This window comes from Pseudomonas fulva (genome assembly GCF_023517795.1).
In the GTDB taxonomy this organism is placed as follows: domain Bacteria; phylum Pseudomonadota; class Gammaproteobacteria; order Pseudomonadales; family Pseudomonadaceae; genus Aquipseudomonas; species Aquipseudomonas fulva_D.
On the sequence record NZ_CP082928.1, the window covers coordinates 4,718,821 to 4,733,610 of the forward strand.

Annotated in this window: 17 protein-coding genes and 1 riboswitch; of the genes, 15 read left to right on the forward strand and 2 right to left on the reverse strand. The window is 66.5% G+C overall.

The window, feature by feature from the left end:
- Positions 1-2: 2 nt before the first annotated feature.
- Together K8U54_RS21760 and K8U54_RS21765 are read right to left on the reverse strand one after the other, a co-directional pair.
- Positions 3-497 carry a SprT family zinc-dependent metalloprotease gene (locus K8U54_RS21760; RefSeq protein ID WP_249907757.1) on the reverse strand — a complete coding sequence of 165 codons (495 nt, stop codon included), beginning with the start codon at positions 495-497 and terminating at the stop codon, positions 3-5.
- A gap of 294 nt (positions 498-791) precedes the next feature.
- Positions 792-1,370, reverse strand: a complete 579-nt coding sequence (locus K8U54_RS21765; RefSeq protein ID WP_249907758.1) for a DNA-J related domain-containing protein — start codon at positions 1,368-1,370, stop codon at positions 792-794.
- A gap of 140 nt (positions 1,371-1,510) precedes the next feature.
- On the opposite strand from K8U54_RS21765, the gene ttcA reads away from it, so the two are divergent.
- The 15 genes from ttcA to K8U54_RS21840 all read left to right on the forward strand — a co-directional run bounded on the left by ttcA (position 1,511) and on the right by K8U54_RS21840 (position 14,487).
- Positions 1,511-2,335: a tRNA 2-thiocytidine(32) synthetase TtcA gene (ttcA, locus tag K8U54_RS21770; protein WP_070886409.1), complete on the forward strand. Its 825-nt coding sequence runs from the start codon at positions 1,511-1,513 to the stop codon at positions 2,333-2,335.
- 23 nt (positions 2,336-2,358) lie between these two features.
- Positions 2,359-3,078 carry a DNA-3-methyladenine glycosylase I gene (locus K8U54_RS21775; RefSeq protein WP_249907759.1) on the forward strand — a complete coding sequence of 240 codons (720 nt, stop codon included), beginning with the start codon at positions 2,359-2,361 and terminating at the stop codon, positions 3,076-3,078.
- Positions 3,078-3,857, forward strand: a complete 780-nt coding sequence (locus K8U54_RS21780) for an NAD-dependent deacylase (protein WP_249907760.1) — start codon at positions 3,078-3,080, stop codon at positions 3,855-3,857. Before K8U54_RS21775 ends, K8U54_RS21780 begins: the two co-directional genes overlap by 1 nt.
- A 54-nt stretch (positions 3,858-3,911) precedes the next feature.
- On the forward strand, positions 3,912-4,547 hold the full coding sequence (locus tag K8U54_RS21785; RefSeq protein ID WP_249907761.1) for a C40 family peptidase: 636 nt from the start codon (positions 3,912-3,914) through the stop codon (positions 4,545-4,547).
- 135 nt (positions 4,548-4,682) lie between these two features.
- Positions 4,683-5,210, forward strand: coding sequence for a C40 family peptidase (locus tag K8U54_RS21790; RefSeq protein WP_249907762.1), 528 nt, complete (start codon positions 4,683-4,685; stop codon positions 5,208-5,210).
- A gap of 69 nt (positions 5,211-5,279) precedes the next feature.
- Positions 5,280-5,504, forward strand: a riboswitch (cobalamin riboswitch).
- Between the two features lie 129 nt (positions 5,505-5,633).
- Positions 5,634-6,269: a cob(I)yrinic acid a,c-diamide adenosyltransferase gene (cobO, locus tag K8U54_RS21795; protein WP_249907763.1), complete on the forward strand. Its 636-nt coding sequence runs from the start codon at positions 5,634-5,636 to the stop codon at positions 6,267-6,269.
- On the forward strand, positions 6,266-7,591 hold the full coding sequence (locus tag K8U54_RS21800; protein ID WP_249907764.1) for a cobyrinate a,c-diamide synthase: 1,326 nt from the start codon (positions 6,266-6,268) through the stop codon (positions 7,589-7,591). The genes cobO and K8U54_RS21800 overlap by 4 nt, the downstream gene beginning before the upstream one ends.
- Positions 7,588-8,238 (forward strand): 5,6-dimethylbenzimidazole synthase, encoded by a 651-nt coding sequence (gene bluB, locus K8U54_RS21805; protein ID WP_249907765.1) that lies wholly within the window; start codon positions 7,588-7,590, stop codon positions 8,236-8,238. The genes K8U54_RS21800 and bluB overlap by 4 nt, the downstream gene beginning before the upstream one ends.
- A 12-nt stretch (positions 8,239-8,250) precedes the next feature.
- Entirely contained in the window at positions 8,251-9,159 is a 909-nt protein-coding gene (gene cbiB, locus K8U54_RS21810; RefSeq protein WP_249907766.1) for an adenosylcobinamide-phosphate synthase CbiB, read from the forward strand.
- Entirely contained in the window at positions 9,152-10,144 is a 993-nt protein-coding gene (gene cobD, locus K8U54_RS21815; RefSeq protein ID WP_249907767.1) for a threonine-phosphate decarboxylase CobD, read from the forward strand. The genes cbiB and cobD overlap by 8 nt, the downstream gene beginning before the upstream one ends.
- Positions 10,141-11,625: a cobyric acid synthase gene (locus tag K8U54_RS21820; protein WP_249907768.1), complete on the forward strand. Its 1,485-nt coding sequence runs from the start codon at positions 10,141-10,143 to the stop codon at positions 11,623-11,625. The genes cobD and K8U54_RS21820 overlap by 4 nt, the downstream gene beginning before the upstream one ends.
- Positions 11,626-12,147, forward strand: a complete 522-nt coding sequence (gene cobU, locus K8U54_RS21825) for a bifunctional adenosylcobinamide kinase/adenosylcobinamide-phosphate guanylyltransferase (RefSeq protein ID WP_249907769.1) — start codon at positions 11,626-11,628, stop codon at positions 12,145-12,147. It abuts the gene before it with no gap.
- Entirely contained in the window at positions 12,144-13,199 is a 1,056-nt protein-coding gene (gene cobT / locus K8U54_RS21830; protein WP_249907770.1) for a nicotinate-nucleotide--dimethylbenzimidazole phosphoribosyltransferase, read from the forward strand. Before cobU ends, cobT begins: the two co-directional genes overlap by 4 nt.
- Entirely contained in the window at positions 13,196-13,762 is a 567-nt protein-coding gene (locus K8U54_RS21835; RefSeq protein WP_249907771.1) for a histidine phosphatase family protein, read from the forward strand. Before cobT ends, K8U54_RS21835 begins: the two co-directional genes overlap by 4 nt.
- Positions 13,759-14,487, forward strand: coding sequence for an adenosylcobinamide-GDP ribazoletransferase (locus tag K8U54_RS21840; protein WP_249907772.1), 729 nt, complete (start codon positions 13,759-13,761; stop codon positions 14,485-14,487). Before K8U54_RS21835 ends, K8U54_RS21840 begins: the two co-directional genes overlap by 4 nt.
- The last annotated feature ends 303 nt before the right edge of the window (positions 14,488-14,790 follow it).

A 14,790-nucleotide genomic window follows, 5' to 3' on the forward strand; every position in this document is an offset into this window, starting at 1 on the left:
GGCTACTCGACGCGCTGCTCACCGGTGAACTGCAGGGTGATCTTGCAGCGCCGGCAGAAGTAACGGCGCCCCTTGACCACCAGCGCGTGGCGCTGGGCGGAAAACGGAAACTCGCCCTGTGGGCACTGGCAGCGGTAGATGAACCGGCTGACCTGGCGCCGTTTCACGTCGTAGGTATGGCAGCGGTGTGGCGGCAGTTCATAGACGCCGCGCATGATCAGTTGCCATTCCTCGCCGTGGGGCTGAATGCTCGGCCCGAACAGCTGGTGGGCGATCAGGTGGGCCACTTCGTGGGCGACGGTCTGGCGCAGGAAGTCTTCCTGGTTCTCACGGTAAAGCTGTGGGTTGAAGCGCAGCTTGTTTTCGGTGAGATGGGCCACGCCAGCCTTCTGCCCACGCAGCTTGAAACTCACCTGCGGGCGGGCGAAGCGCCGCTTGAAGAAGGTTTCCGCCTGCTGGTAACAGGCTTCGACGCGGGCGTGGATCTGATCGGGCATGACGGCTTCGGAGCAGGTGACTGGCGGCGATTATGCCGCAGATCGCCGCCCGCTGCAGGGCCAGTAGCCGAGCGGTGGCCTCAGGGGCTTTTCAAGATCCTTGTGCGCTTGGGGCGGCAACTACAAGGCAATAGCAGCCGTTTGCCGATCCACGTGGGAGCGCGCCATGCGCGCGGAAAATCGCGGGCATGGACTAGGCGTCCCCGCCCGTTCCCACAGGTACTGCGCGATGACCGCTCCGCCGCTTAGCTGCAAAAATAGACGAGCCTGGGCTGAAAGATCATGAACAGGCTCTCAGCGGTAGTAGCGCTGCAGCGTTTCCATGGCGCTGTTGATCCGCTGCAGGTGTTGCGTGCACCCGCCGCGATCCGGGTGATGGGCGCTGACCAGCTGTCGATAGCGCTGACGGATGATCGTCAGGTCGAGTTCGCCGGCCTGTGCGTCCAGTTCCAGCGTGGCCAGTGCCCGTTGCCGGTCTTCGCCGCCCCGCAGGCGCACCCAGAAGGCGCCGAGCATCTGCTCGACATCCTCGGCGCCGGTGTCGCGCAAATGATCGAGATCCAGGTAGTAGTCGCGCAGTGGCTCCGCTTCGCTCAGGCCGCCTTGCCCAGCCTGGTAAGGCAGCAGACGGATGCACAGCGGGCTGATCTGCAGCGACGCCCGGCCTTCGGCATGCAACTGATCGCGCAGCCGGTACAGGGTATGGAACAGCAGGAAGTGGCTGCGAAACAGCTCCAGGGTGTCGCCTGGCAGGCGTTCGTCGCGGCCTTCCCAGCGGCTCAGGCGCAGCAGCAATTCGTATTCGGAGAGCCCGTCGGGCGAGGCCTCCAGCAAGTCGAGCAGCCTGCTGTCAGCTACGGTCTGTTCGTTCATCGGCTTTCCTTGGTCGATGAGGGGGCGCGGCCGGACGGTTTTATCGGCGTGCCGACAGTTAGCCGTTTTGTGGCTGGGGTGCGCCTCGTTTTCTGGGTAAAATGCGCGGCTTCAGTACTTATAGCGGATTCTTGCGCGCCATGGGCACCCTCTCGGTCAATCAGAACAAGCTGCAAAAACGCCTGCGTCGGCAGGCCGGCGAAGCCATCGCCGACTTCAACATGATCGAGGAGGGCGACAAGGTCATGGTCTGCCTGTCCGGTGGCAAGGACAGCTACACCATGCTCGACATCCTGCTGTACCTGCAGAAGGTCGCGCCGATCAACTTCGAGATCGTCGCGGTGAACATGGACCAGAAGCAGCCGGGCTTTCCCGAGCATGTGCTGCCAGCCTATCTGGAGTCCATCGGTGTGGCGTACCACATCGTCGAAAAGGACACCTATTCGGTGGTCAAGGAAAAGATCCCGGAAGGCAAGACCACCTGCTCGCTGTGCTCGCGCCTGCGCCGCGGCACCCTGTACACCTTCGCCGACGAGATCGGCGCGACCAAGATGGCCCTCGGTCACCACCGGGACGACATCCTCGAGACCTTCTTTCTCAACATGTTCTACGGTGGCACCCTCAAGGCCATGCCGCCCAAGCTGCGTGCCGACGACGGTCGCAACGTGGTGATTCGCCCGCTGGCCTATTGCAGCGAGGCGGATATCGAGGCCTACAGCACGCTCAAGGAATTTCCGATCATCCCGTGCAACCTGTGCGGCTCCCAGGAAAACCTGCAGCGCCAGGTGGTCAAGGACATGCTGCAGGAGTGGGAGCGCAAGTCGCCGGGCCGTACCGAAATCATGTTCCGCGCCCTGCAGAACGTGGTGCCTTCGCAGCTGGCTGACCGCAACCTGTTCGATTTCACCAGCCTGAAGATCGACGAGCAGGCCACGCCGCGTTTTCTCAATGTGATGAACCTGTAATTTTCGAGGGCTGACCACAAGCGATGCATGATTATCGATGGCTGCATGAGTACTGCGTGAACCGCTTCGGCTCGGTCGAGGCGCTCGAGGCGCGTCTGCCGCAGCCGGTTTCGGACAAGAAGCTGCGCGCGCTGGGTAACGATCGCTACCTGTCGATCATGAGCCTGCGCATCTTCAGGGCCGGCCTCAAGCACAGCCTGGTCGACGCCAAGTGGCCGGCCTTCGAGGAGGTGTTCTTCGGCTTCGACCCGGAAAAGGTCGTGCTGATGGGTGGTGAGCGCCTGGAGCGACTGATGCAGGATGCCCGGCTGATTCGCCACCTGGGTAAGCTCAAGAGCGTGCCGCGCAATGCGCAGTTCATTCTTGATGTGGAGCACGGTGCGCTCACCGGCCCGGCGGCTGTGGGAAAGGCCGCCGCGCCCAAGCCCGGCTTCGCCTTTGGCGCGCTGATCGCCGACTGGCCGGTGACCGATATCGTCGGCCTCTGGCACTGGCTGGCCAAGCAGGGCACCCAGCTCGGCGGGCTTTCCGCGCCGCGCTTTCTGCGCATGGTCGGCAAGGACACCTTCATCCCCAGCGATGACATGGTCGCCGCCCTCAAGGCGCAGAAGATCGTCGACAAGGTGCCTAATAGCCAGCGAGACCGCGCAGCGGTTCAGGCAGCATTCAATCAGTGGCATGCGGAAAGTGGTCGGCCCCTGTGCCAGCTTTCGGTGATGCTGGCCCACACGGTCAACCATTGATGCGGCCGCAGCTGCAGCGACTGGTGTCGGCGTTCATCGATGCGCAGCGCATCCTGATCATCACCGGGGCAGGGATTTCCGCCGATTCCGGCTTGCCCACCTACCGCGGCATCGGTGGCCTCTACAACGACCACACCGATGACGGCGTGCCGATCGAGGTGGCCATGTCCGGCGAGATGCTGCGCGGCGATCCGGCGCTGTGCTGGAAGTACCTGGCGCAGCTTGGCAGCGCCTGCCTGGGCGCCGAGCCGAACGCCGGCCACCAGGCGATCGCCGAACTGCAGGCCATCAAGCCCGAGTGCTGGGTGCTGACCCAGAATATCGACGGATACCACCGCCTGGCCGGCAGCCCCCTGGACCGTCTGATCGAGATTCACGGAGAATTGGCGCCGCTTTATTGCCAGCGATGCGGACAAACCGACGAGCGGTTGGCCGAGCATCTGCAGCGGCCGCTACCACCGCTGTGCGCGAGCTGCGGCGGTGTGCTGCGCCCACCGGTGACGTTGTTTGGGGAAATGTTGCCGTCCACAGCCCTGGAGCGTCTACGACGGCAGTTGGCGAAGGGTTTCGATCTGGTGATCAGTGCCGGCACCAGCGCCAGCTTTCCTTATATAGCCGAGCCGCTGCTGCAAGCGCGCCGGTCGGGAGGCGTGACGGTGGAGGTCAATTTGTCGCAGACCAGGGTCAGTGAATGGGTTGACTTGCGGCTGGAAGAACGGGCCTTAGATGTTTTCCCGGAACTACTGAGTCACATTGCTGCTCATAATATTTGCAAATGAGCCCGTTCGCGGGCATAGTCGCGGCTGTTCATTTTTCATGCCACGGTCGTGCCCATGCGCAAACGCTTCGCACCCCTCGTGCCTCTCGCACTCACACTGGTTCTCGCCGCCTGCGCTAACCACACCTCGCAACCCCAGATCGATACGCCTCAGGCCCAGGCTTCATTGCCTGCCAGGCCGGTGGTCGCTGCGCCTGTCGTGGAGCTCAAGGATGCCGGCGAAGACGACGCTGTCGTCGATTTCGCCAATCATGCGCCTTATGCGTTGCCGCAACTGGCGGACAGCGTTCTGGAAAAGGGTATTTCCCTGATCGGCACGCGCTACCGCTTCGGTGGTACCTCGGTGAAAACCGGCTTCGATTGCAGCGGCTTCATCGGGTACCTGTTCCGCGAGGAACTGGGGATGGAGCTGCCGCGCTCGACGCGCGACATGATCAACATCGATGCGCCACTGGTCGATCGCAAGGCCCTGAAGCCGGGTGATCTGGTGTTCTTCAGCACGGCCGGTCGCGGCCGCGTCAGCCACGCCGGCATCTACCTGGGCGACGATCAGTTCATCCATTCCTCCAGCCGTCGCAGCGGCGGCGTGCGTATCGACAGCCTGGACGATGGCTATTGGAAGCGCACCTTCATCGAAGCCAAGCGCGTTCTGGCATTGGCACCGACCGAGCATTTGGCCTCTCAACACTGATGAGGAGTTGCCCGGTCAGAATGCTCGGGTAACAATTCGAATGTTTTCAAGCGACTGCAGTGTAAAGCTAAAGCTTGCACTGCGGTTGTGGACACGGCAGAGTAGGGCGCATTCAGGCTCCAGGATCGTCCGTCCATGACTGCCACCATCCGCGTCGCCTTCCTTCTGCTCGCAGCACTGCTCAGTGCCTGTTCCAGCCGAGCGCCCGTACCTGCCCCGCAACCCGTCGTGGTCATGCCTGCACCCGGTGTTTACCAGGGGGGCGCGGACGATGTGCTGTTCCGCGCGCTGGGCCTGGTGGGCACGCCCTATCGTTACGGCGGCAATACGCCGGACAGCGGTTTCGATTGCAGCGGGCTGATCGGCTACGTGTACCGTGACGCCGCCGGCATCAGACTGCCGCGCTCGACCCGCGAGCTGATCAGCATGCGTGCGCCGACCATCGGCCGGGACTCCCTGCGCAGTGGCGATCTGGTGTTCTTCGCCACCAATGGTGGGCGTCAGGTCAGCCATGCCGGCATCTACGTCGGCGAAGGGCGCTTCGTGCATGCGCCATCGTCAGGTGGCACGGTGCGCCTGGACAGCCTTGGCAACAGCTACTGGCAGCGCACCTACATCGAAGCCAAGCGGGTCTTTCCGGTGGAACTGGCCAGCCATCCCTGAGCACGCCGTCGCGCGAGGCCGCGCGACACAAGCGACTCTGCGATTGACGCTCATGCCGTCAGTCCTTACCCTTTGCGGCCTGCTTCAGGTGCCCCTGGTCGCGGCCAGGGGTGAAACTGGGAAGTCGGTGCGCTGCTGCCAAGCGAGCAATGCCGACGCTGCCCCCGCAACGGTAAACGAGTCCAACCACGCTTCTGGCCACTGTATCGCTGATACGGGAAGGCGCGTTGGTCGCTGTGTCCCAAGGGACGCGCGCTCGCAAGCCCGGAGACCGGCCTGTCGCTTTTTCCCTAGGTTGCGCGGTGGGCGCGGCCGGTGCGCGGCCCCTGGGCCAGCCCCTGCCTGCTCCTGCGTGATCGTTTTTATCGTCGAGCACCCATACGTGCTCGAACCGCGCGAGCTTGCTGGCGCCGAGGAGATCCCATGAGCGAATCGACCCCATCCCCCAGCCGCGAATCGGCCGAGCGCGACGCGCGCCATAACGCCCGCATGGCGCGCAAGAAGGCGCTGATGGACGAAAGGATCGCCCAGGCCCAGGACGAATACGGCTTGCTGCTGGTGCACAGCGGCAATGGCAAGGGCAAGAGCAGCTCGGCCTTCGGTATGGTCGCCCGGGCCCTGGGCCATGGCTTGAAGGTGGGCGTGGTGCAGTTCATCAAGGGCGGCATGGCCACCGGCGAAGAGCACTTCTTCCGCCGCTTTCCCGATGAAGTCAGCTACCACGTGATGGGCGAGGGCTACACCTGGGATACCCAGGATCGCCAGCGTGACATCGAGAAGGCCCGCCTGGCCTGGGATGTTGCCAGGCACCTGCTGAACGATCCGCAGATCGCCCTGGTGGTGCTGGACGAGCTGAATATCGCCCTCAAGCACGGCTACCTGGATGTGGATCTGGTGCTGCGCGATATCGAGTCGCGCCCGGAGCTGCAGCACGTGGTGGTCACCGGCCGCGGCGCACCGCCGGCGTTGCTCGAGGCCGCCGATACGGTGACCGAAATGACCCTGGTCAAACACGCCTTCAAGGCCGGTGTAAAGGCGCAGAAGGGCGTGGAATTTTGAGCACGGTAGACGCGCTTTACGCCGAGCCTGGGGCGCCACGGCGCTGCCCGGCCCTGGTGATCGCCGCGCCCGCTTCGGGGCAGGGCAAGACCACCGTCACCGCCGCCCTGGCGCGCCTGCATACCCGGCAGGGCAAGCGGGTGCGGGTGTTCAAGTGCGGGCCGGATTTTCTCGACCCGATGATCCTCTCCCGTGCCAGTGGCAACCCGGTCTACCAGCTGGACCTGTGGATGGTCGGCGAGGCCGAGAGCCGGCGTCTGCTCTGGGAAGCGGCGGGCGAGGCCGATCTGATTCTCATCGAAGGCGTGATGGGGCTGTTCGACGGCTCGCCGTCGGCAGCTGACCTGGCGCGTCGTTTCGGCGTGCCGGTGCTTGGCGTGATCGACGGCTCGGCCATGGCCCAGACCTTCGGCGCCCTGGCCGTCGGCCTGGCCAGCTACCAGCCGGACCTGCCCTTCTCCGGCGTGCTCGGCAACCGGGTCAATCCAGGTCGCCATAACGACCTGATCCGTGACAGCCTGCCGGCCTCGATCCGCTGGTACGGCTCGTTGCCGCGCAGTGCGGCCATCGAGTTGCCAAGCCGGCACCTTGGCCTGGTGCAGGCCGCCGAGCTGGCCGACCTGGATGTGCGCCTGGATAGCGCGGCCGATGCCCTCGAGCAGACCGCGACCCTCACCCTGCCACCGCCGGTGAGCTTCGCGGCGCCCGCGCTGGCGCCACTGGAACCGCTTCTGGAAGGCGTGCGTATTGGCGTGGCCCATGATGCATCCTTCGCCTTCATCTACCAGGCCAATCTCGATCTGCTCGAGCGCATGGGCGCGACCCTGGTGTGCTTCAGCCCGCTGGCGGACGAAGCGCTACCCGCGGTGGACAGCCTCTATCTGCCCGGCGGCTACCCGGAACTGCACCTGCAGGCACTGAGCGGCAATCGACCGATGATCGACGCCATCAGGGCGCACCAGCAGGCCGGCAAGCCGCTGCTCGCCGAATGCGGCGGCATGCTGTACCTGCTCGAGTCGCTGAGCGACGTCGCCGGCGAGCGCGCCGAACTGGCCGGCCTGGTGCCTGGCCATGCACAGATGCAGAAGCGCCTGGTCGCCCTGGCCTTGCAGCGCGTGGCACTGCCCGAGGGCGTGCTGCGTGGGCACAGCTACCACCATTCGCGCCTGGAGTCGGGGCCGCAGCCGCTGGTCCTGGGCGATTGTCCGAATGACAAACCGGTCAGCGAGGCGGTATTTCGGATCGGCCGCCTGACCGCCTCTTATATCCACTTCTATCTGCCGTCGAACCCGACGGCCGCCGCGGCGTTGCTGCGGCCATGAGCGAGCACGCCTTCAGCGCCGAAGAGCGCGCCGCGGTCTACCGCGCCATCGCCGAGCGCCGCGACATGCGCCATTTCAGCGGCGGCGAGGTGGCGCCCGAACTGCTCGCCCGGTTGCTCGAGGCGGCGCACCAGGCGCCCAGTGTCGGCCTGATGCAGCCGTGGCGCTTTATCCGCATCACCCGGCCGGCGTTGCGTGAGGACATCTATCAGTTGGTCGAACGCGAGCGTCAGCTGACCGCCGAGGCCCTGGGCGAGCGCTCCGATGAATTCATGCGCCTGAAGGTCGAGGGCGTTCGCGACTGCGCCGAAGTGCTGGTGGCCGCCTTGATGGAGGGCCGTGACGCCCATGTCTTCGGCCGGCGCACCTTGCCGGAAATGGACATGGCGTCGCTGTCCTGCGCCATCCAGAACCTGTGGCTGGCAGCCCGCGCCGAAGGCCTCGGCATGGGCTGGGTATCGCTGTTCGACCCCGCCGCACTGGCCGAGCTGCTGGCCATGCCGCCGGGCAGCAAGCCGGTCGCGGTGCTCTGCCTGGGGCCGGTGCAGGCCTTCTACCCGGCGCCGATGCTGGTCCAGGAAGGCTGGGCACAGGTGCGGCCGCTGCATGAGTTGCTGTTTGAGGATCGCTGGGATCAGCATGAATAACGAGAGCCGTCCATGAGCCTGATCCTCAGCGCCGTCGCGGGCGTGACCCTGGATGCCGCCCTCGGCGAGCCGAAGCGCTGGCACCCGTTGGTGGGCTTCGGCAAGCTCGCCAACCGCCTGGAGCAGCGTTTCAACCCGTCCGGTGGCGGCTGGCGCAGCCACGGTGTGAGCGCCTGGTGCCTGGCGGTGCTGCCGTTGACGCTGCTCACCCTGCTGTTGGTGCAGCTGCCATGGGTCGGTTGGCTGGTGCAGATCCTCGCCCTGTACGCCGCCCTCGGGCTGCGCAGCCTGGATGAACACGCCCAGCCGGTGGCCCAGGCGCTGCGCCTGGGTGATCTGCCGCTGGCCCGCCAGCGGGTCGGCTACATGGTCAGCCGCCGCACCGAGGACCTGGATGCCACCGGCGTGGCCCGTGCCGGTACCGAGTCGGTGCTGGAAAACGGCAGCGACGCGGTGTTCGCCGCGCTGTTCTGGTTTCTCGTCGCCGGGGCGCCGGGCGTGGTGCTGTACCGCCTGAGCAACACCCTGGACGCCATGTGGGGCTATCGCAACGCGCGTTTCGAGCGCTTCGGCTGGGCCGCCGCGAAGATCGATGACCTGCTCAATTATGTGCCGGCCCGGCTGGTGGCGTTGACCTATGCCGTACTGGGCCGTAGCGCCCTGGCGATGCGCTGCTGGCAGCGCCAGGCGCCGCAGTGGGACAGCCCCAACGCCGGGCCGGTGATGGCCGCGGGAGCCGGGGCGTTGGGCGTCAGCCTTGGCGGCGCGGCGGTCTATCACGGCGAGTTGCACCCGCGCCCCGAGCTGGGTGAAGGGCCGCCACCAAGGGCGCGGGATATCGAACGGGCGATGAACCTGGTATGGGGCGGGGTACTGCTCTGGTTGCTGCTGATGCTGACCGTGGAGGTGTGCCTTGCTTGAGCATGGCGGACGGTTGCGCAAGGCGGCGCTGCGCCATGGCATTCCCCTGAGCGACTGGCTGGACCTGTCCACCGGCGTGGCGCCCTACGGCCTGCCGCTGACGGAGATTCCGGCGCAGGTCTGGAATCGCCTGCCGGAGCAGGACGATGGCCTGGAAGCCGCCGCCGGCGCCTATTACGGCGCCGCCGGGCTGCTGCCGGTGGCCGGCTCCCAGGCGGCGATCCAGTGCCTGCCGCGGCTGCGTCGCGAGGCACGGATCGGCATCGTGTCGCCGGCCTATGCCGAGCATGCGGCGGCCTGGCAACGCGAAGGGCACCGGGTGCTGGAGATCAGCGAGGCCGGCGTCAACCGGGCGCTGGAGCGCCTCGACGTGCTGCTGCTGGTCAACCCCAACAACCCCACCGGGCGGCGCTTTTCTCCCGAGCAGCTGTATGCCTGGCATGCGCGCCTGGCCGAGCGGGGCGGCTGGCTGATCGTCGATGAAGCCTTTATCGACTGCACCCCGGAGCAGAGCCTGGCGGCCCACGCGCATTCGCCCGGGCTGATCGTGCTGCGCTCGTTTGGCAAGTTCTTCGGCATGGCGGGTGCGCGTCTGGGCTTCGTGCTGGCCGAACGCAAGTTGCTCGATGAGTTGCAAGAAGTGCTCGGGCCCTGGACGATCAGCGGCCCGACGCGCTGGCTGGCGACCAGGATGCTCGAAGACAGGGCGGCTCAGCAGGTTCAGCGTCAGCGCTTGCGCGCCGATGGTCAGCGCCTGGCTCGCTTGCTGAGTGAGCACGGTCTGGTGCCCACTGGTGGCTGCGCGCTGTTCCAGTGGGTCGCCAGCGAGCAGGCGGCGCTGCTGCACGAGTTGTTGGCCTGCAATGGCATTCTCACCCGGTTGTTCGAGCGCCCGGCCAGCATTCGTTTCGGCCTGCCGCCCGATGAGGCCGGCTGGCAGCGCCTGGCAGCGGCGTTGAAAGTATTCGCCGAGGAGGCGCGATGAGTCATTTCGAATCCGGCGCCACGCTGATGGTGCAGGGCACCACGTCGGACGCCGGCAAGAGCACCCTGGTGACCGCGCTGTGTCGCTGGCTGCGCCGTCAAGGTGTCAGTGTGGCGCCGTTCAAGCCGCAGAACATGGCGCTCAACAGCGCGGTGACCGCCGACGGTGGCGAGATCGGTCGCGCCCAGGCGGTGCAGGCCCAGGCCTGCGGCCTGCCGGCCCATACCGACATGAACCCGGTGCTGCTCAAGCCCAACAGCGACACCGGTGCCCAGGTGATCATCCATGGCCAGGCCGTCGGCACTATGAATGCCGTGGCCTATCACGACTACAAGCGCGTCGCCCGTGAAGCGGTGCTGGCGTCCCATGCTCGCCTGCGGGCCAGCCACCAGGTGGTGATGGTCGAGGGCGCCGGCTCGCCGGCCGAGATCAACCTGCGCGCCAACGATATCGCCAACATGGGTTTCGCCGAGGCGGTCGACTGCCCGGTGATCCTCATCGCCGATATCGACAAGGGCGGCGTGTTCGCCCATCTGGTCGGCACCCTGGAACTGCTGTTGCCCAGCGAGCAGGCGCGCCTCAAGGGCTTCGTGATCAACCGGTTTCGCGGTGACATCGCCCTGCTCAAGCCTGGGCTGGACTGGCTCGAACAGCGCACCGGCAAACCGGTGCTGGGCGTGCTGCCGTACCTGATGGATTTTCACCTGGAGGCCGAGGACGCCATCGACCGGCGCCAGGTGAGCAAGGCCGATCAGGTGCTCAAGGTGGTGGTCCCGGTGCTGCCGCGGATCAGCAACCACACCGATTTCGATCCGCTGCGCCTGCATCCCCAGGTCGAGCTGACCTTTGTCGGCCCTGGCGAAGCGATTCCGCCGGCGGACCTGATCATCCTGCCCGGCTCCAAGAGCGTACGTGCGGATCTGGCTTTCCTGCGCAGCGGTGGCTGGGCGGAGGCCATCGACCGGCACCTGCGTTACGGCGGCAAGCTGCTGGGGATCTGCGGCGGGCTGCAGATGCTCGGGCGCCGGGTCGAGGATCCGCAAGGGCTGGAAGGGCCCGCGGGTGGCAGCGATGGCTTCGGCCTGCTGCAGATCGACACCGTGCTGGAGCCGCACAAGCAACTGCGCAACGTCAGTGGCCGGTTGTGCCTGGAAGATGCCGCCATCGGTGGTTATGAAATCCATGCCGGGGTGACCTCGGGTGCCGGCCTGCAGCGCGCCGCCGTGCAGCTCGACGATGGCCGTAGCGACGGCGCGCTGAGCGATGACGGCCAGGTGCTGGGTACTTACCTGCACGGGCTGTTCGAGTCTTCGGATGCCTGCTCGGCGCTGTTGCGTTGGGCCGGGCTGCGTGACGTGCAGGCGGTGGATTATCACGCGCTGCGCGAGCGGGATATCGAGCGCCTGGCCGATCTGGTCGAAACCCATCTGGACCAAGCTGCCTTGCGCGCACTTTGTGGCCTGAGCGAGGAGGTACGCTAGATGGGCGAGCTGATCCTGGGCGGTGCCCGCTCGGGCAAGAGCCGGCTGGCCGAACGCCTGGCCGCCGAGTCGGGGCTGCAGATCGTCTATATCGCCACCAGCCAGCCGCTGGATGGCGAGATGAACAGCCGCGTTCGCGCCCACCGCGAGCGGCGCCCGGCCGAGTGGGGGCTGGTCGAAGAGCCATTGGCGCTGGCGAGAGTGCTCCAGGAACAGGCCGCGGCGGATCGCTGCCTGCTGGTCGACTGCCTGACCCTGTGGCTGACCAACCTGTTGATGCTCGACGACGAAGCGCGCCTGAACCGCGAGTGCGAGGCGCTTCTGGCCTGCCTGCAGGCGCTGCCCGGCCGGGTGATCCTGGTCAGCAACGAAACCGGCCTTGGCGTGGTGCCGATGGGCGAGCTGACCCGCCGCTATGTCGACGCCGCCGGTTTGCTGCACCAGGCCGTCGCCGAGCGCTGCGAGCGCGTGCTGTTCACCGTGGCCGGCTTGCCGATGACCCTCAAGGGAGACCCGTTATGACACTCGATTGGTGGCTCAACCCCACGCAGCCCTTGGACTCGGTGGCGCGCGGCAAGGCGGCGGCGCGTCAGGGCCAGCTGACCAAGCCGGCGGGTTCGCTCGGCGAGCTGGAGCGCCTGGCGGTGCACCTGGCGGCGTTGCAGGGCCGCGAGCGGCCGCAGGTCGACAAGGTGTGGATCGGGATTTTCGCCGGCGACCATGGCGTGGTGGCCGAGGGCGTTTCCGCTTACCCCCAGGCGGTGACCGGGCAGATGCTGCGCAACTTCGTCGCCGGTGGCGCGGCGATCAGTGTGCTGGCCCGCCAGTTGGGGGCTGCGCTGGAGGTCACCGATCTGGGTACCGCCGAGCCGCTCGCGCCCTTGCCAGGCGTGCGTCACCTGCAGGTCGGCGCGGGTACCGCCAACCTGATGCGCGAGGCCGCCATGACCCCGGCCCAGGCGCTGATCGCCCTGCAGGCCGGGCGCGACAGCGTGCTGCGCGCTGCCGAGCAAGGGCATGAGCTCTTTATCGGTGGTGAAATGGGCATCGGCAATACCACCGCCGCCACGGCGCTGGCCTGCCTGCTGCTCGATTGCCCGGTGGGCGAGCTGGTCGGGCCAGGCACCGGCCTGGCGGCGGCCGGCGTCGCCCACAAGGCGCAGGTGATCGAAACGGCGCTGAGGCTTCACCAGGGCGCCGCCGATCAGCCCATCGAGGCGCTGCGGTGCCTCGGCGGTTTCGAGATCGCCGCACTGACCGGCGCCTACCTGGCCTGCGCCCAGCAGGGCGTGGTGGCGCTGGTCGATGGCTTTATCTGCAGCGTCGCGGCCTTGCTGGCGGTGCGCCTGAATCCGGCGTGTCGCGACTGGCTGCTGTTCTCCCACCAGAGCGCCGAGCCCGGTCACGGACGCCTGCTTGCGGCGCTGCAGGCCACGCCGATCGTCAGCCTGGGGCTGCGCCTGGGCGAGGGCAGCGGGGCGGCGCTGGTGGTGCCGATGCTGCGCCTGGCCTGTGCGTTGCACAATGGCATGGCCACCTTCGCCGAAGCGGCGGTCGCGGATCGCCCGGCGTGATCCTGCAGCTGTTGCGCCACGGTGAAACAGAGCAGGGCGGCGGCCTGCGTGGCAGCCTCGACGATGCCCTGACCGCAGCAGGCTGGGCGCAGTTGCGTGCCGCCGTGCAGGCCGACGAGCACTGGGACGCGCTGGTCAGCTCGCCGCTGCAGCGCTGCGCGCGGTTTGCCGACGAACTGGCGGCCGCTCGCGGCCTGCCGCTGCAGTTCGAGGCCGGTCTGCAGGAGCTGCATTTCGGTGCCTGGGAAGGCCGCACGGCCGCGCAACTGATGGAAACCGATGCGGATGAGCTCGGCCGTTTCTGGGCCGATCCCTACGCCTTCACGCCGCCGGGCGGCGAGCCATTAGTGGATTTCGAAGCGCGGGTGCTCGACGCGCTGCAACGCTTGCACGCCGAGTACCGGGGGCAGCAGTTGCTGGTGGTTACCCACGGCGGCGTGATGCGCCTGTTGCTGGCCAGGGCGCGGGGCTTGCCCCGCGCGCACCTGTTGCAGGTCAGCGTGGCCCATGGCCAGCGCGTGCACCTGCAATTCGATGGACACGGCCTGCAGGAGATCCCATGACGCCATTGTGGATCGCCCTGCAGTTTCTCACCCGTCTGCCGGTGCGCCTCGCCGGCATGCCCACGCCCCAGCAGGTGGGCCGATCGCTGCTGTTCTATCCGCTGGTAGGTGCGGTGATCGGTGGGTTCTTGCTCGTTGCCATTCATCTTCTCGACGGTGCGCCGGTGCCTTTGCAGGCGGCTTTGTTGCTGACCTTCTGGGTAGGGCTGACCGGAGCCTTGCACCTCGATGGCCTGGCCGATAGCGCCGATGCCTGGATGGGCGGCTTCGGTGACCGCGCGCGCACCCTGGCGATCATGAAGGATCCGCGCAGCGGCCCGATCGCCTTAGTGGTGCTGGCATTGCTGCTGCTGCTCAAGTTCACCGCCTTGCTGGCGCTGCTCGAACAGGGTGATCACCTCGTAGTGCTGCTGGCACCGGTGCTGGGGCGCGGGGCGCTTCTGGCACTGTTTCTCTGCACGCCCTACGTGCGGCCCGGCGGGCTCGGCGATGCGCTGAAGTCTCATCTGCCGCGCTCTAGCGCAACGGTCGTGCTGGTCGTGACCGCGCTGCTCGGCCTGCTGCTCGGCGGTTTTTGGCTGATGGTGGTGGCAGCGGGCGTGTTCTTCTGGCTGCGTCGCCTGATGCTGCAGCGTTTGGGCGGCACCACCGGCGATACGGCCGGCGCGTTGCTGGAAGTGATCGAGTGCGCCGTGCTGCTCGCTGCGGCGCTGCAGGTCAGCTAAGAATCTGTCTATGATCTTTCGGCCCGGGTTCGCCGATTTTGGCAGCCAAGTGGCGGGAGCGGCCATTTGCGGCGGTGGGCTAAAGCCCACCCTACAGACCATGCCAACCGCGTAGGGTGGGCTTCAGCCCACCAATATGGGCGGGTTTGAAATCGCAGCACGACCGACCGCTCTTGCCTTCTAGTTACCGCTTCAGCGCATAAAGATCGTGAACAGGATTAAGCCCGAAAGACACCGTGTTCGGCTTTCGCCCGATTCGGCAGCGCATGGCTTGTTAAAGCCAAATTACGGGTATATACCTAT

Coding starts and splice junctions, on each gene's coding strand:
- K8U54_RS21760 (WP_249907757.1), bottom strand. CDS start 497: ATGCCCGATCAGATCCACGCCCGCGTCGAAGCCTGTTACCAGCAGGCG.
- K8U54_RS21765 (WP_249907758.1), bottom strand. CDS start 1,370: ATGAACGAACAGACCGTAGCTGACAGCAGGCTGCTCGACTTGCTGGAG.
- ttcA (WP_070886409.1), top strand. CDS start 1,511: ATGGGCACCCTCTCGGTCAATCAGAACAAGCTGCAAAAACGCCTGCGT.
- K8U54_RS21775 (WP_249907759.1), top strand. CDS start 2,359: ATGCATGATTATCGATGGCTGCATGAGTACTGCGTGAACCGCTTCGGC.
- K8U54_RS21780 (WP_249907760.1), top strand. CDS start 3,078: ATGCGGCCGCAGCTGCAGCGACTGGTGTCGGCGTTCATCGATGCGCAG.
- K8U54_RS21785 (WP_249907761.1), top strand. CDS start 3,912: ATGCGCAAACGCTTCGCACCCCTCGTGCCTCTCGCACTCACACTGGTT.
- K8U54_RS21790 (WP_249907762.1), top strand. CDS start 4,683: ATGACTGCCACCATCCGCGTCGCCTTCCTTCTGCTCGCAGCACTGCTC.
- cobO (WP_249907763.1), top strand. CDS start 5,634: ATGAGCGAATCGACCCCATCCCCCAGCCGCGAATCGGCCGAGCGCGAC.
- bluB (WP_249907765.1), top strand. CDS start 7,588: ATGAGCGAGCACGCCTTCAGCGCCGAAGAGCGCGCCGCGGTCTACCGC.
- cbiB (WP_249907766.1), top strand. CDS start 8,251: ATGAGCCTGATCCTCAGCGCCGTCGCGGGCGTGACCCTGGATGCCGCC.
- K8U54_RS21820 (WP_249907768.1), top strand. CDS start 10,141: ATGAGTCATTTCGAATCCGGCGCCACGCTGATGGTGCAGGGCACCACG.
- cobU (WP_249907769.1), top strand. CDS start 11,626: ATGGGCGAGCTGATCCTGGGCGGTGCCCGCTCGGGCAAGAGCCGGCTG.
- cobT (WP_249907770.1), top strand. CDS start 12,144: ATGACACTCGATTGGTGGCTCAACCCCACGCAGCCCTTGGACTCGGTG.
- K8U54_RS21840 (WP_249907772.1), top strand. CDS start 13,759: ATGACGCCATTGTGGATCGCCCTGCAGTTTCTCACCCGTCTGCCGGTG.